The sequence below is a fragment of the Aquimarina aquimarini genome, from assembly GCF_900299535.1.
In the GTDB taxonomy this organism is placed as follows: Bacteria; Bacteroidota; Bacteroidia; order Flavobacteriales; family Flavobacteriaceae; genus Aquimarina; species Aquimarina aquimarini.
This window is the reverse complement of sequence record NZ_OMKE01000006.1, coordinates 48,073-70,182: the sequence shown is the minus strand read 5'-3', so window position 1 is coordinate 70,182 and position 22,110 is coordinate 48,073. Positions and strand designations below refer to the sequence as shown.

Annotated in this window: 16 protein-coding genes; 13 read left to right on the top strand and 3 right to left on the bottom strand. The window is 34.5% G+C overall.

The features are described 5' to 3' along the window. Positions 1–162 precede the first annotated feature (162 nt). The 6 genes from DG508_RS01880 to DG508_RS01855 all read left to right on the top strand — a co-directional run bounded on the left by DG508_RS01880 (position 163) and on the right by DG508_RS01855 (position 7,124). Positions 163–522, top strand: a complete 360-nt coding sequence (locus tag DG508_RS01880) for a class I adenylate-forming enzyme family protein (RefSeq protein ID WP_328515263.1) — start codon at positions 163–165, stop codon at positions 520–522. Positions 523–943: 421 nt separating this feature from the next. Then, on the top strand, positions 944–1,468 hold the full coding sequence (locus tag DG508_RS01875; RefSeq protein WP_234418156.1) for an RNA polymerase sigma factor: 525 nt from the start codon (positions 944–946) through the stop codon (positions 1,466–1,468). A gap of 81 nt (positions 1,469–1,549) precedes the next feature. Continuing rightward, on the top strand, positions 1,550–2,194 hold the full coding sequence (locus DG508_RS01870) for a hypothetical protein (protein ID WP_108866518.1): 645 nt from the start codon (positions 1,550–1,552) through the stop codon (positions 2,192–2,194). A 7-nt stretch (positions 2,195–2,201) separates the two neighbouring features. Beyond that, positions 2,202–4,574, top strand: a complete 2,373-nt coding sequence (locus DG508_RS01865) for a TonB-dependent receptor (RefSeq protein WP_108866517.1) — start codon at positions 2,202–2,204, stop codon at positions 4,572–4,574. 120 nt (positions 4,575–4,694) lie between these two features. Beyond that, positions 4,695–6,017 carry a DUF4374 domain-containing protein gene (locus DG508_RS01860; protein WP_108866516.1) on the top strand — a complete coding sequence of 441 codons (1,323 nt, stop codon included), beginning with the start codon at positions 4,695–4,697 and terminating at the stop codon, positions 6,015–6,017. A gap of 357 nt (positions 6,018–6,374) precedes the next feature. Next, positions 6,375–7,124, top strand: coding sequence for a creatininase family protein (locus DG508_RS01855; RefSeq protein ID WP_159090598.1), 750 nt, complete (start codon positions 6,375–6,377; stop codon positions 7,122–7,124). Positions 7,125–7,193: 69 nt separating this feature from the next. Here the strand turns inward: DG508_RS01855 and DG508_RS20920 are convergent, their stop codons facing one another. Then, positions 7,194–7,334, bottom strand: coding sequence for a hypothetical protein (locus DG508_RS20920; protein ID WP_159090596.1), 141 nt, complete (start codon positions 7,332–7,334; stop codon positions 7,194–7,196). Between the two features lie 230 nt (positions 7,335–7,564). Here DG508_RS20920 and DG508_RS01850 point away from each other — a divergent pair, with 230 nt between their 5' ends. Then, positions 7,565–8,812 (top strand): hypothetical protein, encoded by a 1,248-nt coding sequence (locus DG508_RS01850; protein ID WP_108866514.1) that lies wholly within the window; start codon positions 7,565–7,567, stop codon positions 8,810–8,812. A gap of 65 nt (positions 8,813–8,877) precedes the next feature. Here the strand turns inward: DG508_RS01850 and DG508_RS01845 are convergent, their stop codons facing one another. Beyond that, on the bottom strand, positions 8,878–9,711 hold the full coding sequence (locus DG508_RS01845) for a universal stress protein (protein WP_328515262.1): 834 nt from the start codon (positions 9,709–9,711) through the stop codon (positions 8,878–8,880). A 194-nt stretch (positions 9,712–9,905) separates the two neighbouring features. Here DG508_RS01845 and rimP point away from each other — a divergent pair, with 194 nt between their 5' ends. The 3 genes from rimP to infB are packed head-to-tail and all read left to right on the top strand — an operon-like array spanning position 9,906 to position 14,524. Continuing rightward, complete coding sequence (gene rimP, locus DG508_RS01840; protein ID WP_234418155.1) at positions 9,906–10,406, top strand: ribosome assembly cofactor RimP; 501 nt, start codon at positions 9,906–9,908, stop codon at positions 10,404–10,406. 15 nt (positions 10,407–10,421) lie between these two features. After that, complete coding sequence (gene nusA / locus DG508_RS01835; protein ID WP_103864514.1) at positions 10,422–11,654, top strand: transcription termination factor NusA; 1,233 nt, start codon at positions 10,422–10,424, stop codon at positions 11,652–11,654. A 44-nt stretch (positions 11,655–11,698) separates the two neighbouring features. After that, on the top strand, positions 11,699–14,524 hold the full coding sequence (gene infB, locus DG508_RS01830; protein WP_108866513.1) for a translation initiation factor IF-2: 2,826 nt from the start codon (positions 11,699–11,701) through the stop codon (positions 14,522–14,524). Positions 14,525–15,148: 624 nt separating this feature from the next. Here the strand turns inward: infB and DG508_RS01825 are convergent. Next, the gene (locus tag DG508_RS01825) at positions 15,149–15,604 is read right to left on the bottom strand and encodes an SPOR domain-containing protein (RefSeq protein WP_108866512.1); all 456 of its coding nucleotides are present in this window, start codon (positions 15,602–15,604) and stop codon (positions 15,149–15,151) included. A gap of 224 nt (positions 15,605–15,828) precedes the next feature. Here DG508_RS01825 and DG508_RS01820 point away from each other — a divergent pair, with 224 nt between their 5' ends. Genes DG508_RS01820 through nrfD form a run of 3 tightly spaced genes read left to right on the top strand, consistent with a single transcriptional unit; the run spans position 15,829 to position 22,110 of the window. Continuing rightward, positions 15,829–17,151 (top strand): c-type cytochrome, encoded by a 1,323-nt coding sequence (locus DG508_RS01820; protein WP_108866593.1) that lies wholly within the window; start codon positions 15,829–15,831, stop codon positions 17,149–17,151. 58 nt (positions 17,152–17,209) lie between these two features. Further along, on the top strand, positions 17,210–20,335 hold the full coding sequence (locus DG508_RS01815) for a TAT-variant-translocated molybdopterin oxidoreductase (RefSeq protein WP_108866511.1): 3,126 nt from the start codon (positions 17,210–17,212) through the stop codon (positions 20,333–20,335). A 35-nt stretch (positions 20,336–20,370) separates the two neighbouring features. Further along, a complete protein-coding gene (gene nrfD, locus DG508_RS01810; protein WP_108866510.1) occupies positions 20,371–22,110 on the top strand; it encodes an NrfD/PsrC family molybdoenzyme membrane anchor subunit in 1,740 nt (579 codons plus the stop codon).

Sequence of the window (22,110 nt, the reverse complement as noted above, 5' to 3'; positions counted from 1 at the left end):
ATTATTTAGTTAGAAAAAATAGGATCAATAGGTCAGCCTATTTTAAATGGAAGCTTTCAAATCGACCCTGTTACTAGTGAATTGTGTTATAGTGGTCCCAATATTTTTGGTGGATACGCAGAAAACAAAGATGATCTTCAACCTTATGTCAAACCTAAGGTTTTGTCTACAGGAGATATAGCAAAGGTAGATGCAGAAGGGTTTTATTATATTACAGGACGTATAAAACGAATTATAAAATTAGCAGGTCTCCGTTATAATTTGGATGAAATAGAGCAATTATTAAAAAATGAATATCACCAAACTCCACTTGCCTGTACTAATATTAAGGATGAGAAACTAAAGGTGTTTTCGACTTCTACAGAAGTAACTTTAGAGAAACTACAAAAATTTGTGCAGTCTAAACTTAAAATTAGTCCCCGTATGGTTAAATTATCCATTATAGATGAGTTTCCTTTAACTCCTAATGGTAAAATAGACTATAGTAGATTAAACAAAATTCAGTCCCTTAAAATTCCTTAAACCTTTTTCTCTTTTTTAATGTGTGATGTACTTCTTAGGTTTGTTTTGATTCATAGATAAAGCTGTATTGTATGGTTTTGATGTATATAGCTAAAAAGAAGTTCTTTTTTTGTTAAAAAAATCTAATTCAATTGATATTCTTCGTTTGATATTGTATCAATCGAAGAATATCAATAAGTTTTTTTGATGAGTGTGCTAAGGTGAAATAAAAATACTTTTTTAAATGTTAAGTGTTGGCATATAGTTTATTGTGTTTATTATTTGGATTTTAAGATTTTTTAGGAAAATATTTTATTTTTAATTAATCTAAATAAAATTAGGATACAGTCTATTTGGACTTTAATTTTGTAAATATTGTTTTTTAACGCTAGGTAATGAGTTATCCACTTTGCGAAAAAAGAAACTGGTCCAAATGGAAAAAATGAAAAAACAGGTTCTCGATCTTAAATCTTTGGAAGGGTTTACCGCACTATATGATCTACATGGTCCTAAAATTCTAAGTTTTTTTATATATAACTTGAGAGGGAATAAGGAAATTGCAGAAGATTTACTTCAAGAGATATTTTCAAAATTATGGTTAAAAAGAAAGGCTATTGAGGTCAATGGACCTATTGAGAATTACTTATTGAGAGCAGCAAAAAATAAATTGATCGACTACTGGCGCAAACATGAAAAAGAAAAAGTACTTTTTTTCGATACCAAGTTTGAAAAACAGTCAAATCTATCTCCAGAGGATGATTTGATCTATACAAATACCAAAGACAGTATTTTTAACTTAGTCAAAAAACTACCAAGGATATCAAGAAACATTTTTTTTCTAAGCCGTCATAAATCACTTTCTAATAAAGAAATAGCCAATAAACTTAATCTTTCGGAAAGAGCTGTAGAATATCAAATCAGTAAAGCATTAAAACTACTTAGAAAAAATGTAGTCGTTCTTTTTTAAAAAAAAAAAAAACTTTTTTTGTGGTACTTGATTTGTTTTCGTCTACCTAATTAAATAACGGAAAAGTGATTTAAATTTAGGATGGAAATTTCGCAGGAATTACTAAAAAGATATGTAGCCAATAAATGTACCCCTTCAGAAAAAGAGCAGGTAAAAAAATGGTTGGATACTAATTATAATGAAGAAGAATTAGAATATGTTTTTTCATTTCACTTCAGTCGTGACAAAGTACTTAAAAAGATTTATAAAGATATAGATGAAGAGTATCCGATAAGTAATTCTATTCAGAAAGTTTTTTCTTCTTCGACTTGTCGAATGGTTACTAAAATTTCTATAGCCGCATGTTTGGCACTGGTCTTTTATTTTGCAGAAGATTTGTTTCCGAATTCTTTTGAGAAACAAAGAAATGAAGAAATAGCAAAAAATAATTTTCCTGAACAAGAATCAACGCTCTATGTCTCCACCATAAATGGTAAATCTCAAAAAGTTATTGTTGATAGATACGGTATAAACTTTGAAGGCTCAATTCGTCTGTTTAATGAAACTAAAAGAGAGCAGGTTGTAACCTGCAATGGGGTAGAAATGGTACTGCAATCCAATAAAGCAGTTTATCTTATGAGTTCACCATCCAAGGGGTTTTACGAGCTTAATAATCCATTAGCATTTGATAACTTTTCAGAAGATGAAATACCATCAAAATATTATAAGATATGTTTAAAAAGTTAAAAGTAAAATGAGTTTGTTTAGAAAGTCGTACATAATAATATTTTTATTCATCTTATCTAATGTTTATATAACTGATTGTTTTTCTCAATCTGGATCCATTAGTGGAAGAGTTAGTGATCAGAAGGGTGAACCTATAGAATATGCATCTATTGTTATAAATAAAAGTAAGGGTGTAATTACTGATTCTTTGGGATACTTTTCTTTCAACGACCTCGAGAAAGGAACGTATTATTTAGAAGCGAAACATTTGGGACATAAATCCTTACAAAAAACGGTTGATGTATCAAATGATACGAAGACAATCAATTTTGTGCTTGTCGAAGATCTAAGTACTCTAGATGAAGTCATCGTAAGATCTTTAGTTGAAACGGAGGAGCGGAAAGTTAAAAAAACTGGTTATAAGATTGACATTGTTAAAGCTGATATATACAAAGCTCAACCTTTTAGTCTTACTGATGTAATAAGAAAGACTCCAGGTATTCTGGTTAGAGAAAGTGGTGGCATGGGTTCAAGTTTTGAACTATACGTTAACGGTCTTTCGGGAAATAAGATAAGGTATTTCTTGGATGGTATACCTATGGAGAATTTTGGTTCTTCTTTGACTCTAAATAATTTCCCTATAAATCTTATAAAAAAAATGGAGGTATATAAAGGGGTTGTTCCTGTAGAATTAGGGTCAGATGCCTTGGGAGGAGCTATAAATATAAGCACGATTGATCTAAAAAAATCATTCTTAAACGGTTCTGTTTCTATGGGGTCCTTTGGCACTAAAAGAGCATCACTCAATGGTCAATATATAAATAAGAAAGGGCTTTTTGCCACTGCTTCAGGGTTTTATAATCATTCTGATAATAATTATCGAATGGATGATGTGAATGTCTATGAGCTTGATTTAGGAAATTTTGAAGAGACCATTTCCACTAGGAGATTTCACGATAGTTACAGGTCTTATATGTTTAACGGAAAAGCAGGTGTTAAAGGTAAAAAATATGCAGATGTGTTATATGTTGCTTACACAGGTAGTAAAAACAAAAAAGAATACCAACACCCAGAGACTAATGTTGAGACTGTATATGGAGATTTTCATTCCAAAGGAGAAACAAATCTATTTTCGCTTCACTACAAGAAGAAATGGAGAAAACTCGATTTAAAAGGTAATATATTAAAAGGTAGAGTTAAAAGAACAATTATAGATACTTCATCACTTAGATACAACTGGGCGGCAGAGTCTTTCCTCAGAAGCAGTGACTCGCCCGAAGGAGAGGTGTATAATAGAAAAAGGTTCTTTATAATCACAGACGATATTATAAGAAGTACTGTAACTTCTTCTTATCATATTAACAAGAAGAATTCTATAAATCTAAGCTTTGTTCAAAACCATCTGAAGAGAAAAGGTAAGGATAGGGTAGATGAATTCAATAATACGTTTCAGACCCCAAACTATGTAAATAAAATTTATGGGGGTGTTTCATACGACCACAAAAGCCAAAATGATAAACTCAGGGCATCAGTATTTGTAAAAAGATTTGTTTACAATGCAAAGATCGAAATTCAGGAACAACAAAATGGACGACTAACATCTACGGAGCCAAAAATAAACAAAACGGGGTATGGAGGGACACTCTCTTATAAGGTTGCTAAGAGTACTTTTTTAAAGACTTCTTTTGAGAAAGCATATAGATTGCCTAATGATTACGAAATTCTGGGAGACGGGGCATTTATTACTTACAATCCAGACCTAGAATCTGAAAACAGCAACAATATCAATTTTGGAGCTTTGTATACCACAAGATTTAAGGACATGCGCCTGAAGGCAGAAGCAAATCTTTTTTTGAGATTTTCAGAGAATTTTATTCAACTAGGTGCAGTTGGAGGACCTTACAGTAGATATAATAATATCAATAACGTAAGATCTCAAGGTGTTGAAGCTAGTTTGAACTTTAAAATAAACCCACATTTTTCTGTTGATTTGAATGGTACTTATCAGAGAATTATAGAAAGAACAAAGACGGTTAATGATCTGCCTAATGAAAATTATAACAATGAAGTTCCTAATATTCCATACCTATTTGCAAATTCCAGATTAACAGTGCATCCTTTTGATGCCCAGAAAAAGAACAAATTATCCATTTATTTTGATAGTAGATATGTAAAGGATTTTTTCCTTTCCTGGAAAGGCTTAGGAGATGTAAGCACTAAGAATGTTATTCCTAAACAGTTTGTTAATGATATAACATTGGCATATTCCATAAAAAAGGATACTTACAATGTTTCACTTTCGTGTTTGAACATTTTTGATACTGAGGCTTATGATAATTTTAGGATACAAAAACCAGGACGGAGCTTTTTCGTAAAACTAATTTTTAATGTACTGAATTAAAGAAAACTAAAAACAATTAAAAAAAATATGAAATAATTAAAGATATAAACGGTAAAAAATCAGTGAATCATAAGTGGCCTGAATTTTAGAAGGTCTAATTACAATTAAAAATAAATAAAGATGAAAATAAACAGCAAATTTAGTGATAAAATAAAAACAAAAGCACTGTCAGTATTTCTAATGGCAGGGATATTATTGTCTTCATGTAGTGGGGATGACGATGCGCCAGTAGGCTCGAATCCTGATCCAGACTCAGAGAACAAATCTCGCCTAGTTATGCAGCTTTTTTTAAATCAAAGCAAACCAAGTCAAACCTATGTAATAAGTGTTGATGATATCGATGGGCTTATGTCTGGAACATTATCTGCAGAAGGAAAAGGTATAGAAGCGCCAAGTGGATATAGATTTGGTGTGCCAGTAGGGAACTCTTCGTTATTATCTTTTGGATATACCAGTAGTACCCTAAATTGTATTTCTTATGTAAATGATGGTGGTGAAGTTGTGGTCAGTGATAAGCCGTTTTTGTATGACGATGTTTTTCAGAGATTTACGGTTTCTGAAGATGAGAAAACGGTGTTGGCAATGGAGATACCACAAGGAGCTGGATTCCTACAGAGAGAAATATACTTTGTAGATGCGGAGGATGTGCGTGTAACAAAGAAAATAAAGACAGATGTATGGAAAGATGAGGTAGAAGGATTAGTGGCTATGCCCACAGGTCTTATGATAAGAGGTAACCACTTGTTTGTACCATATCAAGTTCATGATGCAGAAGGGAAGTGGCAAACGTTAAGACCAAATAAAGCTTATATGGCTGTTTATTCATATCCTAATATTGGAGAAACTCCATTAAAAATAATCGAGGATGATAGAACTTGTAATATTGGTGTAAATGCATCCATGTCTACGCTTATAAAAACCGAAAGTGATGATATCTATACCTTGTCTTGTGGAGCTAAAGGAGCAGGCTTTAATCCTGATCCAGCTACAAAACCTTCAGGAATATTGAAAATCAAAAACGGAGAAACGGATTTTGATGCAAATTATTTCTTTAATATTGAAGAAAAAGCACAAGGAAAACTATTTGGTCTTGCGTATCTAGGAAACAATAAGGCACTCGCTACAATTATTACCAACCCTGAAGTAGGAGATCTATGGTCTGCTTATAATACGGTATTCAATCAGAAACTTGCGATTGTAGATCTAGTTCAAGAAACAGTATCTGTTATAGACGGAATTCCTTTGTTTAGATCAGGTTATTTTGCAACAGGTTTATTTGTTGAGGATGGAAAAGCGTATCCTACTATAGTTGCAGAAAATGAGGTAGCTATTTATCAGATAGATATTGCTACAGGTACAGCTACTAAGGGAGCAACAGTAGAAGGTAGAGATATTCTAGGTCTAATGAGAATGGATGAAGGAACGAAGAAGAATAAAAAATAAGGAGTAACAATAGGTCGCCTAGAAATTACTTTCTAGGCGATTTTTTTGTTTTGTCAAAGATGCTGCAGAATGCTGTTTTATTGTTGGAAACAAAGGAGAGTAGTTAGGTTGAGGTGTACTGTTGGATAAGGTTTATTCTAGTAATATGCATTGTTCTACTTTAAATTTAATCCTCACATTAAATAAAGTATTTAGAATTTTATAAGTCTGTTTGCAAACAACAACAACAACAACAAGTGAATCATGTCGAAATACAAACTAATAATGAATAAAATGAAAATTTTTAAAAATAGTATTGGATCAGTCGTGTGCATTCTTTTGCTGATACTAACTTGTTGTGCACGGGAAAATAAACCGGTGATTAATGACTCTGTTTTTATAGAAGATTTAACAACAGCAGAACTTAATAAAAAAATAAAAGAAGGGTATTCCACTGTTTTAATTTATAGCGGAGGAACTGAGGCAACTGGACCGCATGTGGTACTAGGAAAACATAACTTCAAATTGAAATCTTATGCCCAAAGGGTTGCTAAAGGTGTAGGAAAGACTCTTGTTGTTCCAATAATACCTTTTGCTCCAAATCATATAAGCTTAAAAAAGTTCCCAGGAACAATATCTCTTGAAGAGCAAACCTTTTATAATGTCAATAAAGAAATAGCATTGAGTATGATATCGAGTGGTTTTACGCATATTATTTTAATGTGTGACCATTATAATAGTCAACAACCTCTTAGGCAATTGGCAGATACACTTGCCTCAAGCTATAGAAACCAAAAAGTAGATGTGTATTATGCAGGTAGCGGTTATGCAAAAGCAAGGGAGATAATTGAAGAGTCAATTAAAAAACGGAACATAGCGGCAGGAGGACATGGTGGTCATTGGGATGTTTCTGAAATAATGTCTATCTCAAAAAAGCATGTTCGGCCAGATTTGTTTGACATAGGTGATACAATTAAGGGAGGAAATGCACAACTTGATCATCGAGGAGTCTCAGGTGACCCTAGAAAAGCCAATACAAAAGATGGACGACAATATGCAGATTTAAGGGTTAAATTGTATATAGAAGAAATTAAAAACCACATAAAAGCTTTTAGGAAGGAGGAATAAAAGTTTATATAAAAGCAGGAGTTCTTCATCTTATTAAAATAGTGTGGTTGAATGTGGTAAAACCAAGTCTTACCCTATACCACAGATACTATTTGTTGGCCAATGATAATATACATTACGAATTTGAATACGTTTATTTAGTGTAGGATGATCTATCTGTTTTTGCCTTTTCTTGTTGTATATATTGGCTGATAAAATACAAGTTTGCATAATTTTGGGTTTTAAGTGATAGGTCAATTAACTCATGTCTAATATGTCCTATGTTTTTGAATTTACTAAACTAGAAAAACCCTTTACATTGGAACTACAAAATCAAACAAGTATAAAGACCTTTGATTACTTTAGAGTTAATAGCCAAGTAGAAGTATTTTTATAAAGCTAACAACAAAGTTTTAACTTAAATAATTATGTAATTTTGAACTCTATAAAAATAAGAGGGGATGATTAAATTTTTAAGTGTAATATCCATATTAGTGCTGCTATTCAATGGTTGTGGCAAAGGTAATTCGAGTAAGCCAAATTCAGGAAACCCTGAGGTTGAATCAGCTCATGTTTTAGCTTATCGAATGGAAACACCTGAAGGAAGAGTTTATTATATGGAAGTTCATGAAGAGATACCATCTAAGAGTAAGGTGTCTGAAGCAATCGAATTGGGGTTAAACAATAGAATTTATTCCTATAATGAGCACCCTTATACTTGGAGTCGTGATGATACAACTATAACCAAATGGAGTGTAGACAAGGTTACCTTGGAAGTGTCAAAGAACGGAGTTATTAATTTTGCACATTTAGGTATTTCAGGAGATGTTGCGCCTCCCGTTTTTCTATCAGATACGCAGGCTTTTTTTTCTAAGCTTGCTGAAGGAGTGATCGTGGAGTGGAACCCTTCTAGTATGAAGATCACAAAAGTTCACAATGTAGATGCACTCCCTGATGTTGGTGTACAAATCGATTGGTATAAAGATTGGTTCAAATACCCTCTTTCAAATGGAAAAATTTTAATGTCTATTGAATTTGGAACACCTGTTGCCTGTTGTTTGGACTATGTGAAACCAGGTGCAATGGTAGCAATTTTTGACCCAGCTACTAGTGCTATCGAATATAGTAAGGACGACCGATTATATTCAAACGGACTTGATATTCTCTCAGATGAGGAAGGCACAAAGTATTTAGCTCCTGGAAGAAGAAATGCTTTTGTAGCTCCTTACTTTAAGGAAAATGATTCAAGCCTGCCAAATCCTTTTGCTTTACTAAAACTCAATGATGATGGAACGTTTGATTCAGATTTTTATGTTGATCTGTCCAATGTCCTTCCAATTACATTTTATGCTTCTAGTACCTTTATGTTAGATAATAAGCTTGTTTTTACTTATGTAGATGCTAAGGAGTATAACCACCCAGACTCATATGATCAGAGGTGGTCGATTTATGGAGGAGGAGATTTTAAGACAGTAGTACTGGATCTGAAAACACTGAAAGTAACCCCATTCACAGGATTTGATGTAGATTATGATTATACTCAATTTAATAATACAATTGATGGGGCAAAATATTTCTTTGCTGGTTACACTGATTCAGCATTAGACACAGAGTTTTCATTTTTCCTTAGACAAGATGGGTTTGATGATTTTAAAGTTGTTTCTTCTCACAAGGGGGGGACAATGCAACATATAGCAAAACTTTGGTAGCAATTTTACTTAGAAACAAATGAGCAGGAGTCTGTAATTTCTGGTTAGTCTTAAAAAAACTTCGATTATATCTTAAATGTTAATACTGGGCGTTTTGCATGATTCACAACATCTTCTCCAAGACTTCCGTTTATAAAGTGTGATATTCCTTTTCTTCCATGGGTACTGATGCCAATCATGCCAGCATTAATTGAATTGGCAAAGTTGAGGATTCCTTTTTCTACAGTAATATCGTTGTATATATTTAAGGTATGGTTTTGTATGGAGAGAGAAGAGGTCATTTTGTTCATTTTTTCTTCAGTCTCATGTGTGGTCTTAAAGCCGTTTGCTGTGTTGATCCATACAAGGTGAAGCTTTGCGTTGATAGATTTTGAAAACTCATAAGCAGCTTGCAGACAAGGTTTGTCTTCATCATCAAAATTTGTAGCATATACAAAATCGTTGATTTCAAAAATATCACAATCCTCTTTAATTACTAAGACTGGTTTTTTTGATGTACGAACTATTTTTTCAGCATTAGAACCTATGAATAATTCTTCAAAACCAGTAGAGCCATGAGAGCCCATGATAATGATATCAACATTGTTTTTGGTGCTAGAGTTGATAATACCATGCATTACATCTTCAAAACTTACTGTTTCTATAACTTCGATATCTTGCAGATAATCTTGTTGGAGCACTTCTTCAAATTTTTTATGAGCTTGTTTCATAAAAAATACAGCTTCTGGTGCAGGAGCAGGTGAGCCAGATGACATCAAGTCAGTTAAGTGAATCGGAAGTTCTAATATATGTAGCAAAAAGATTTTAGAATCATTTCTTTTTGCAATTTGGGCAGCAACTTTCAGAGCACTTTCTGCTTGTCTTGAGAAATCGGTAGGTACAAGTATATTTTTTATCATGATATAACTTTTTTGTAAGGTGTGTATGTTTGCCGTTTTTGTGAATTTAGAATCTCAATCTTGTCTAGATCGAAGCTTAAAGAAAAAGAGACTATACTATGGTATCTTAAATTTACGAATAAATTCATTCTCAGCGATATTTTGTATCTAAGATATTATTACTATCTTTGCACCGTTGAAATTAAAAAACCAGGATGAGGGGACGAGAAGTCCCCTCTTTTTATCTATTTATGCCATTAAAGGACAAAGTTCAGAATTTATTAGATGAGGCGCTTCAAGAGAATCCGTCTTTATTCTTAATTGAAAGTAAGATTAACTCAGGTAATAGTATTGAGATTATTATTGATGGTGATGAGGGTGTTACTGTAGAAAATTGTATTGCTATAAGTAGAGCAATAGAGCATAATTTGGATAGAGAAGAAGAGGATTTTTCTCTTCAAGTAATGTCAGCAGGGGTTTCAGAAGGGATTAAGCATGTTCGCCAGTACAAGAAGAACATTGGTAGAAAGCTGAAAGTGAAAACAACTGAGCAAACTATAGAAGGAGAACTTGTTTCGGCAACAGAAGATGTAATTGAGTTAACTTGGAAAGCAAGAGAACCAAAACCTGTTGGTAAAGGTAAGGTAACAGTTACTAAGGAAGCGGCTATAGCTTATAAAGATATTGTAGAAGCAAAAGTTATGATAACATTTTAATAATAATATATTGATATGGAAAATATCGCATTAATAGAATCATTTTCAGAATTCAAGGATGATAAATTTATAGATCGTGTTACATTGATGTCGATCTTGGAAGATGTGTTTAGAAATGCTCTTAAGAAGAAGTTTGGTAGTGATGATAATTTCGATATTATTATAAATCCTGATAAAGGAGATTTAGAGATATGGAGAAACCGTATCGTTGTTGCAGATGGAGAAGTTGAGGATGATAATCAAGAAATATCAATAACAGCAGCTAGAAGAATAGAACCTGATTTTGAGGTAGGAGAAGATGTGTCAGAAGAAGTGAAGCTTATTGATTTGGGGAGACGTTCTATATTGGCATTGAGGCAGAATTTGATTTCTAGAATTCACGAACATGATAATACCAATATTTATAAGCAGTTTAAGGAGTTAGAAGGAGAAATATATACGGCAGAAGTACATCATATTCGACATAGAGCGATAATTATGTTGGATGATGAAGGAAATGAGATTATCTTGCCAAAAGATAGACAGATCCCTTCAGACTTTTTTAGAAAAGGAGAGAATGTAAGAGGAGTTATTGAATCTGTAGAGCTTAAAGGTAATAAGCCATCTATAATTATGTCAAGAACATCTCCTTTGTTTTTAGAAAAACTATTTGAATCTGAAATACCTGAAGTATTTGATGGGTTAATCAGTGTTAAGAAAGTAGTGAGGATACCAGGAGAGAAAGCAAAAGTAGCGGTAGATTCATATGATGATAGAATAGATCCAGTTGGAGCGTGTGTGGGTATGAAAGGATCACGTATACATGGTATAGTGAGAGAACTAGGTAATGAAAATATTGATGTTATTAATTATACTAATAATTTACAATTATTTATTACAAGGGCGCTAAGTCCTGCAAAAGTTACTTCTATAAAAATTAATGAAGAGACTAGCCGAGCAGAAGTTATGTTGAGACCAGAAGAGGTTTCAAAAGCGATAGGGCGAGGTGGTCATAATATAAGATTAGCGGGTCAACTTACAGGTTTTGAGATAGATGTGTTTAGAGAGGGTGTTGAGGAAGATGTAGAATTAACAGAGTTCTCTGATGAAATAGATTCGTGGATTATAGAAGAATTTTCTAAGATAGGATTAGATACTGCTAAGAGTATTTTGGAACAGGATATTAGTGATTTAGTAAAGCGAACTGATCTTGAAGAAGAGACAGTAGGCGAAGTGATTAGAATTTTAAAATCTGAATTTGAAGATTAATAATCACAATTAATTATATTTGAGCATTAAATAATAAGGCGTTTATGGCTGAAGCAGGAACAATGAGACTAAATAAAGTATTACGCGAATTCAATATCTCGCTAGATCGAGCTGTTGACTTTTTGAATTCAAAAGGTCACGAGATTGATGCGCGTCCTACTACAAAAATTTCTTCAGAAATTTATAAGCTCTTGTTTGATGAATTTCAAACAGATAAGAGTAAAAAGGTGGCTTCAAAAGAAGTTGGAGAAGAAAAGAAGAAAGAGAAAGAAGCATTGCGAGTGCAAATCGAACATGAGCAGGAAGAAAGACGTAAGCGTGCTGAGGCTCGTGAAGTTGTGAAAGCTAAGGCTAAATTAAACGGACCTAAACAGGTAGGTAAAATAGAATTAGGGGGTAAAAAGAGTGAAGAGGTTGAAGAGCCTAAAAAAGAAGAAGTGAAAGAAACTTCTTCTGCTAAAGAAACTCCTAAGAAAGAAGAAGTTAAAAGTTCTGAACCTGAGATGATTTCAAATAGGCCAAAAAAGCAAGGTTTGAAAATAACAAAACAGGCACCTCCTGCGCCAAAAGAAGTGAAGAAAGAAAAACCTAAAGAGCCAGAGGTGAGCAAAAAGGAAAAGCCTAAAGAGCCAGAGGAACAACCTGTAGTTTCCTCAGAGCCAGAAAAAGTTAAGACGCAGTATAAAAAACTAGATGGTCCTAATTTTACAGGTCAAAAAATTGATTTAACTCAGTTTAAAAAGCCTGCTAAAAAGAAAGATGATAAATCAGATAAAAAATCTTCTGCTGGAGATGCTGCAAAGAAACGTCGTAGAAGAATAAGTAAAGATGGAAACCAAGGTTCAGGTGGCGGTAGACCTGGAGGCCAGTCTGGTGGAGGAAATCGAGGAGGCGGAAACCGTGGAGGTGGAAACCGTGGAAGAGGACCTGTAAAAGGAAAAAGACCTGCTGTTGTTAAAGAGGAGCCAAGTGAAGAAGAAGTACAAAAGCAAGTAAGAGAGACTCTTGAGAAATTACAAGGGAAATCTAATAAATCTAAAGCAGCAAAATATCGTAGAGATAAAAGAGATCAACACCGTCAAAAAGCTGAGGATGATGTAGCGCAGCAAGAACAAGAAAGTAAAGTGCTTAAGGTAACAGAATTTGTTACTGTGTCAGAAGTAGCAACGATGATGAGTATATCTACTACAGAAGTAATCTCAGCATGTATGTCTCTTGGGATTATGGTGACGATGAATCAGCGTTTGGATGCGGAGACATTGTCTATAGTAGCAGATGAGTTTGGGTATGAAGTGAATTTCGTAACAGCTGATATAGAAGAAGCTATAGAGGAGGTTGTTGATGCGCCAGAAGATTTAGAGAATAGAGCTCCAATAGTAACAGTGATGGGTCATGTTGATCATGGTAAAACATCGTTGCTGGATTATATTAGAAAAGAAAATGTAATTGCAGGAGAGAGTGGAGGAATAACTCAGCATATCGGAGCGTATGGGGTGCAGTTAGATAATGGACAAAAAATAGCCTTTTTAGATACACCAGGTCACGAAGCCTTTACAGCAATGCGTGCTCGTGGTGCTCAGGTAACGGATTTGGCGATTGTTGTGATTGCAGCAGATGATGATGTGATGCCACAGACTAAAGAAGCAATAAGTCATGCACAAGCAGCTGGAGTTCCAATTATATTTGCTATAAATAAAGTAGATAGGCCTGAAGCAAACCCTGAAAAGATAAAAGAAAAATTAGCTTCTATGAATTTATTGGTAGAAGATTGGGGAGGAAAAATTCAATCCCATGATATTTCTGCAAAAACAGGATTAGGAGTAAAAGAATTATTAGAAAAAGTGCTTCTTGAAGCGGAAATACTTGAGCTTAAAGCAAATCCAAATCGTTTGGCATCAGGAACAGTTGTAGAAGCGTTCTTGGACAAAGGAAGAGGGTATGTGTCTACAATATTAGTACAGACAGGTACACTGCGTATAGGAGATTACGTTCTTGCAGGTAAGAATAGTGGTAAGATAAAAGCAATGCATGATGAGAGAGGGAATAATGTAAAAGAAGCAGCGCCTTCTACACCAGTTTCTATTTTAGGACTTGATGGTGCGCCACAAGCAGGAGATAAGTTTAATGTATTAGAAGATGAGAGAGAGGCAAAAGATATAGCATCAAAACGAGCACAATTACATAGAGAGCAATCTGTTCGTACACAAAGACATATTACGCTTGATGAAATTGGACGTAGAATTGCGTTAGGGGACTTTAAAGAACTTAATATAATTCTAAAAGGAGATGTAGATGGTTCTGTAGAAGCGTTAACAGATTCATTCCAGAAATTATCTACAGAAGAAATTCATGTAAATATAATCCATAAAGCGGTAGGGGCAATAACAGAAAGTGATGTGTTATTAGCATCTGCATCTGATGCGATTATTATTGGATTTAATGTGAGGCCAGCTGGAAATGCAAGACAAGTTGCAGACAAGGAAGAAATAGACATCAGAACATATTCGATTATTTATGATGCTATTAATGATCTTAAAGATGCGATGGAAGGGATGTTGTCTCCAGTAATGAAAGAAGAAGTTACGGGTACAGCTGAAATTAGAGAGACATTTAAGATCTCTAAAGTTGGAACAATTGCTGGTTGTATGGTATTGACAGGTAAGATTTATCGTAATTCTGGAATCAGATTGATTAGAGAAGGAGTTGTAGTTTATACAGGAGAATTGGCTTCGCTTAAACGTTTTAAAGACGATGCAAAAGAGGTGGCTAAAGGATACGATTGTGGATTACAGGTGAAGAATTACAATGATATAAAAATAGGTGATGTGGTAGAATCATATCAAGAAGTAGCAGTGAAAAAGAAATTGTAATATTTCTTTTAACTATAAATTTAAAAAAGGCCAATAACGAAAGTTATTGGCCTTTTCGCTTTTTCTTAGGGTAGTATGATAAGATTGATTAGCTTTTGTGGTTTAAAAGAAGTGGTGCTAGACTGATTTCGTTTGAAGAAACTTTGTTGTTTAGAGTGTTTTCTTGATTTATAGAGATTAGAAAAATGCATTAAGAATAGGTTGTTTATTTCAAAACCTTAATATCTATATATTCTCTCTATTTTCTTTTTAAAAACCACTTTGTTTAATGGTTTTTGTGTTTATATAGTTGTTGTGAGTTCGGGAAACTAAGTGGTATTATTATGGGGTGTTCTTGTTTAATTTGGTGTCAAGAAACTGTGTTTTTTAAGTATTTTTTTGACTCGTAAAAAGAAAAAGTATGAGGGTGTATTGTCTTTTGTTATAAAAACTGGTTTTTTTGGATAGGTTTTCTTTATTTCGTTTCAGAAAGAATCACTTGATTTGGCTATCTTTTTTAGGTAAAATTATACGAATTCATGGTTTTTGAGATATGTAAATAAGAGGGTGTTTCTGTTGAAGTAAACGGAATAAAAAAACTCCTGAAATTGCTTTCAGGAGTTTTTCTATATGTGGTATGTCTTATTACTTTTTTTCGGGTTTAAATATAAATGCGTTAGGGAATTTTGTGTGTGCTTCTTTTAAAGCTCTGTCAGCTTCTAGTCTTGTGCGATAATTCCCTATCCATACTTTATAATTAGGAGTCTCCCATTGGATAGATGAATCCCAGTCAGGAAAAGCTTCTTTAGATGCTCTTACAATTTCATTTGCCTTGTTTAAGCTTCCATAATATAGCTGGATTTTATAACGATCGCTAAACTCTCCGTCTTTTTCCATTTTTGACTTTATGTCAAGAAGCATTTTTATTTTGGGATCTTGGTTGATAGTGACAGAAGCTTCTGGTTGTGAATACGTGTTTGCTTGAACAAAAGTGTTTTGATTTGAGGTTTGATCTGTATCATCTTGAGCACTTAAAGTGCTGATAATTAAAAAGAAAAAACTAAATAAGGGTGTATAGTTCGAAGTGTTTAATATTCTCATTACAAATTGATTTAATGCAAAGGTAAAGTTTAATAGTTTAAAATTGTTATTTTGTTTTATTTAGAATTAATATAAATTAATAGTTAACGGTTCTCTAACATTTCTAAAATCGACTTATTGTAGTACTTTTGTCATCGAATTAAATGTGCCGGTTTTTATGTCTTTTTGTTAAAGATAAAAGAAAAAACCATACCAAAATTAAGACGATAATTCTACTTGAAAATATGAAACAGGTGAAACACCGAAATTCAGCCTCTAAAATCCTAATCCTAGGAACTGTTTTTTTATTTACTTTTTTTAATCCTGTGTACGCACAGGATGCACCAGCTGTTGATGCTGCTGTTGCAACTGAAGCTTCATCTGGAGGAGATGTAGCCAAAGGAGAAGAGTTGTTTAAATCACTTTGTGCAGCTTGTCATAAGCGATATAAGAAAATGACAGGTCCTGCGCTTTTTGGAGTTGCTGATAAGTATGAGAAAGAATGGATATATTCTTGGGTAAAGAATAGTGCTGCAATGATTGCCTCTGGTGATGCGCAGGCTATTGCTGTCTATGAGGAATATAACAAGACTGCAATGAATGCTTTTCCACAGTTGTCTAATGCTGATATAGATAATATAGTAGCATATGCAATGGTGCCAAAAGCTGATCCGCCAACACCGCCACCAGGAACAGGTTCTGAAGTTTCAGAGAGTAACGGTTCTGGTATTTCTGTTAATGTGATGTTAGCAATACTAGCGTTGGTGTTCTTGATGCTTGTAGTAGTGTTGTTTTTGGTAAACAAAACACTAAGGAATTTTGCAGAAGCAAACAATGTAGTATTGCCGCAGTCAGAAGGAAAAACTCCAATATGGAAAGCTTTTATAGAGAATCAATTCTTGGTGCTTGTTACAGTAGTCTTATTAATGCTGGCTAGTGGGTACTATGTGTATGGATACTTTATGCAGGTAGGAGTTGATCAAGGATATCAACCAGTTCAGCCAATACATTATTCGCATAAAATACATGCAGGAGATAATGAGATAGAATGTAAGTACTGTCACTCTTCTGCTAGAGTAAGTAAAACATCGGGGATTCCATCTCTAAATGTATGTATGAACTGTCATAAATCTATAAGTGAAGTGGCAGAGGCTACCGCAACAGCAGAGCATTCAAAAGAATTTTATGATGGAGAAATCCAGAAGTTATATAAAGCAGTTGGATGGGATGCAGATTCGCAATCATATACAGGTAAAACAGAACCCGTAAAATGGATTAGAATTCATAACCTGCCAGACTTTGCATACTTTAATCACTCTCAGCACGTAACTGTGGCAGGAGTAGAGTGTCAAAAATGTCACGGTCCTGTAGAAGAGATGGAAGTTATGTATCAATTTGCTCCACTTACAATGGGATGGTGTGTTAATTGTCATAGGGAAACCAATGTAAAAGTTGCAGACAATAAATATTACGAGAAAATTCATAAAGAACTTTCTAAGAAATATGGTGTAGATCAGTTGACAGCTGCTCAGATGGGTGGTTTGGAATGTGGTAAGTGCCATTATTAATAATAAAAAAATTGTTTCCGTAATTGGAAGAATAGTAAGAAGCTAATATCAATTATATATGTCATCAAACAAGAAATACTGGAAAAGTGTTGAAGAGCTAAACGAAAATAGCTCTATTGTTGAGACGCTACAACAAAATGAATTCGTAAAGGAAATCCCTACGGATGAGTTTTTAGGTGATAAAACATCGTTAGAGAATTCTTCGACATCACGTCGTGATTTTCTTAAATATGTAGGTTTTAGTACAGCAGCTGCTTCGTTGGCAGCATGCGAAGGTCCCGTTAAAAAATCGATACCATATGTGGTTCAGCCGGACAGAATTGTTCCTGGTGTGGCAAACTATTATGCTACTACAATTGCAGATGGGTATGACTTTGCTAGTGTCTTAATAAAAACTAGAGAAGGTAGACCAATAAAAATAGAAAAAAACAATCTAGCTAAAACTAATTCTGATGCCAATGCAAGAGTACACGCTTCTGTATTGTCATTATATGATAGTACAAGGCTTCAAGGTCCAAAAAAGGGAAATGAAGATATTAGCTGGGATGCTTTAGATAAAGAAGTAAGTGCTAAGTTGAATAACTTAGGAGGTAAAGAACTTGTGTTGTTAACACAAACATATGCTAGTCCTTCTACTGCAAAACTGATTTCTGAATTCAAAGCAAAACATCAGAACGTAAGACATGTGGTGTATGATGCGATTTCCAATGATGAAGCGTTGGATGCGTATCAATTAATGTATGGTAAAAGAGCGCTTGCGGATTATGATTTTTCAAAAGTAGATACGATTGTAAGTATAGCTGCAGACTTTTTAGGAGATTGGCAAGGTGGAGGATACGATGGTGGTTATGCACAAGGTCGTATTCCTAAGAATGGAAAAATGTCTAGGCATGTCCAGTTTGAGGCAAATATGTCTTTGACTGGTGCTAATGCAGATAAAAGAGTACAAGCTACTCCGTCACAGCAAAAGCAAGTACTAGCAGCATTGTATAAATATGTTACTGGTTCAGGAGGCTCCAAAGGAGGTTTGGATTCAGGATTGGATGCTCAGGTTGTAAAAGCGGCAAAGCAAATACAGAAAGCTGGAAGTAATGCAGTAGTAGTTAGTGGAATTCAGGATGTTGATGCCCAGTTGTTGGTTTTAGAAATTAATAAAGCAATACATAGTAAGGCATTTAATGAGAAAACCCCTCGTACAATACGTCAGGGTAATGCTAAAGGAGTAGCGCAATTAATAAAAAGTATGAATGCAGGGCGAGTTGGTGCCTTGTTAGTTGCTGGAGTTAATCCAGTATATTCATTACCAAATACAGAAGAGTTTAAGACAGGTCTTCAAAAAGTAGATGTCTCAGTTGCATTTAGTATGCATAATGATGCAACAGCAGAGTTGTGTAACTATATAGCGACGACACCTCATTATTTAGAATCATGGGGAGATGTCGAATTAAAGGAAGGTAGCTATAGCTTGATGCAACCTACAATTAGACCATTGTTTGATACAAGACAATTTCAGGAAACATTGTTAAAATGGAATGGGAATACAGCTACGTATCATGAGTATATAAAAGATGCATGGACTGGGATTTTAGGAGGTACTTCTTGGAATCAAGCTTTGCATGATGGGGTGTTAGAGAAACCAGCTCTTGCAAAACAAGAATTGGTAGATGCAATAGCGATGCCTGAAGGAGATGTTGTAGAGGAAGCTTCGGTAAAATCTACAAGTCCTGATGTGGCTTCAGCAGCAAGAAGATTATCTACTGCAAAATCAGCTGAATTTGAGCTTACATTATATACAAAAACTGCTTTAGGAGACGGTCAACAAGCAAATAACCCTTGGTTGCAAGAGTTGCCAGATCCAATTTCTAGAGCATCATGGGATAATTATTTAACTGTTTCTAAAGCAGATGCAGATGCATTAGGGTTGACAAATGAAAATGTTGCTAATGGAGCTTTAAATGGTAGTTATGCAAAAATAACCGTAGGTAAATCTGAGCTTATTGTTCCTGTACTTATACAGCCAGGACAAGCAAAAGGCTCTGTAGGATTAGCCTTAGGTTACGGTAAAATAAAAGGAGTTAAAGAAGATATGAAAGTTGGGGTAAATGCATATCCTTTATATCAAAACTTTAACGACGTTCAAAGTGTTTCTATTGCAGCAGTAGGAGGAGTTCATGAATTTGCGTGTGTGCAGTTGCATAATACGTTAATGGGGCGTGGAGATATTGTAAAAGAAACTACATTAGAAGTATTTAATACAAAAGATAAGCATTACTGGAACGCAATTCCTGAAGTAAGTAAAAATCATATAGAGTTTGAGGTTACTTCACCAGAGGTAGATCTTTGGGATGAATTTGATCCATCAATAGGACATCACTTTAATCTTTCTATTGATTTGAATGCTTGTACTGGATGTGGAGCATGTGTTATTGCTTGTCATGCAGAAAATAATGTGCCTGTAGTTGGTAAATCAGAAGTGCGTAGATCTAGAGATATGCACTGGTTACGTATTGACCGTTATTACTCTTCAGAAGAGAGCTTTGATGGTGATAATCAAAAGAAAGATGATATTGCAGGGTTAGGAAGTTCGTTGTCTGAGTTTGGTGAGATGGAAAATCCATCAGATAACCCTCAGGTAGTATTCCAACCAGTAATGTGTCAACATTGTGATCATGCACCTTGTGAAACTGTATGTCCTGTGGCAGCAACATCACATGGTAGACAAGGGCAAAACCATATGGCATATAACCGATGTGTAGGTACAAGATATTGTGCAAACAACTGTCCGTATAAAGTGCGTAGATTCAACTGGTTCTTGTATAATAACAATGACGAGTTTGACTATTACATGAATAATGACTTGGGTAGAATGGTCCTTAATCCTGATGTAACTGTTCGTTCTAGAGGAGTTATGGAGAAGTGTTCTTTCTGTATCCAGTCTACACAAGCAATTATCTTAAAAGCAAAACGTGAAGGAAGAATGGTAGAAGCAGGAGAGTTTAATGATTCTTGTGCTTGTTCAGCAGCTTGTTCATCAGGAGCAATGCGTTTTGGAGATGTAAATGAAGAAGGTAGTAAAATTGCAGAGCTAGTAAAAGATGACAGAGCGTATCATTTATTAGAGCATGTAGGAGTAAAACCAAACGTAGTATATCAGACTAAAGTAAGAAATACTACAGAAGCCTAATTAACTAAAATAAAGAATCAATTCAATTATAAAGGATTATGTCTCATTACGAAGCACCTATAAGAAAACCTTTAGTAACCGGTGATAAAACATATCATGATGTAACATTAGATGTTGTAGCAGCGGTAGAAGGAAAAGCAAATAAGTCTTGGTGGATTGTGTTTTCAATCTCACTTATTGCGTTCCTTTGGGGTATGGGTTGTATAATATATACAGTCTCTACAGGTATTGGAACCTGGGGATTAAATAAAACAGTTGGATGGGCCTGGGATATCACCAACTTTGTATGGTGGGTAGGTATTGGTCACGCTGGAACCCTTATTTCTGCGGTACTATTATTATTCCGTCAGAAATGGAGAATGGCAATTAACCGTTCTGCAGAAGCAATGACGATCTTTGCCGTAGTTCAAGCAGGATTATTCCCGATTATACATATGGGACGTCCTTGGTTGGCGTACTGGGTATTGCCTATACCAAATCAATTTGGATCATTATGGGTGAACTTTAACTCTCCATTACTTTGGGATGTATTTGCGATATCAACGTATTTATCGGTATCATTAGTTTTCTGGTGGACGGGTCTTTTACCTGATTTTGCAATGATTAGAGACCGTGCCATTACACCATTTAATAAAAAGATTTATAGTTTACTTTCTTTTGGATGGAGTGGAAGAGCAAAAGACTGGCAGCGTTTTGAAGAAGTCTCTTTGGTTCTTGCAGGTTTAGCAACACCACTTGTACTTTCTGTACATACGATTGTATCTTTTGACTTTGCTACTTCTGTAATTCCAGGATGGCATACCACGATATTTCCACCATATTTTGTTGCAGGAGCAGTATTTTCTGGATTTGCAATGGTAAACACCCTTCTTATTATTATGAGAAAGGTATCGAATCTAGAAAATTACATTACCATCTTGCATATAGAGTTGATGAATATTGTAATCATGATTACGGGGTCTATAGTTGGAGTAGCTTATATTACTGAGTTATTTGTAGCATGGTATTCTGGAGTAGAGTATGAGCAGTATGCATTCCTTAATAGAGCAACAGGACCTTACTGGTGGGCATATTGGGCGATGATGACATGTAATGTGTTCTCTCCACAGTTTATGTGGTTCCCAAAATTGAGAAGAAGTATTATGTTCTCTTTTATTATATCTATTGTAGTAAATATAGGGATGTGGTTTGAGCGTTTTGTGATTATCGTAACCTCATTACACAGAGATTATTTACCGTCTTCATGGACGATGTTTTCTCCAACCTTTGTAGATATAGGGATATTTATAGGTACGATAGGGTTCTTTTTTGTATTGTTCTTACTGTACGCAAGAAGTTTCCCTGTTATTGCTCAGGCAGAGGTGAAATCAATACTAAAATCTTCTGGTGAGAAATATAAGAGATTAAGAGATGCAGGAAAAGATCATAGAGATGAGCTTCCTAAGAGAGAGGTAAAAATAATTCGAGAAGATGTGACATCTTCAGAGGATGTAGATGTAGCAGTAGAAGCAAGTCAAGATGATATTAATAATTTATTAGGAAATCTTGGATCTTTTGACCCATCTACTCAAAAGGCAGATGATCTTAAGCAAGTAAATGGTATCGGCCCTGTAATGGAAAAGAAACTTAATGAGATCGGAATATTTACTTTTGATCAAGTAAGTAAAATGACCGCTACAGAGTATGATATATTAGATAGTATTACAGGATCTTTCCCTGGTAGAGCACAACGTGATGATTGGGCTGGTCAGGCACAACAACTAAAAAATAACTAA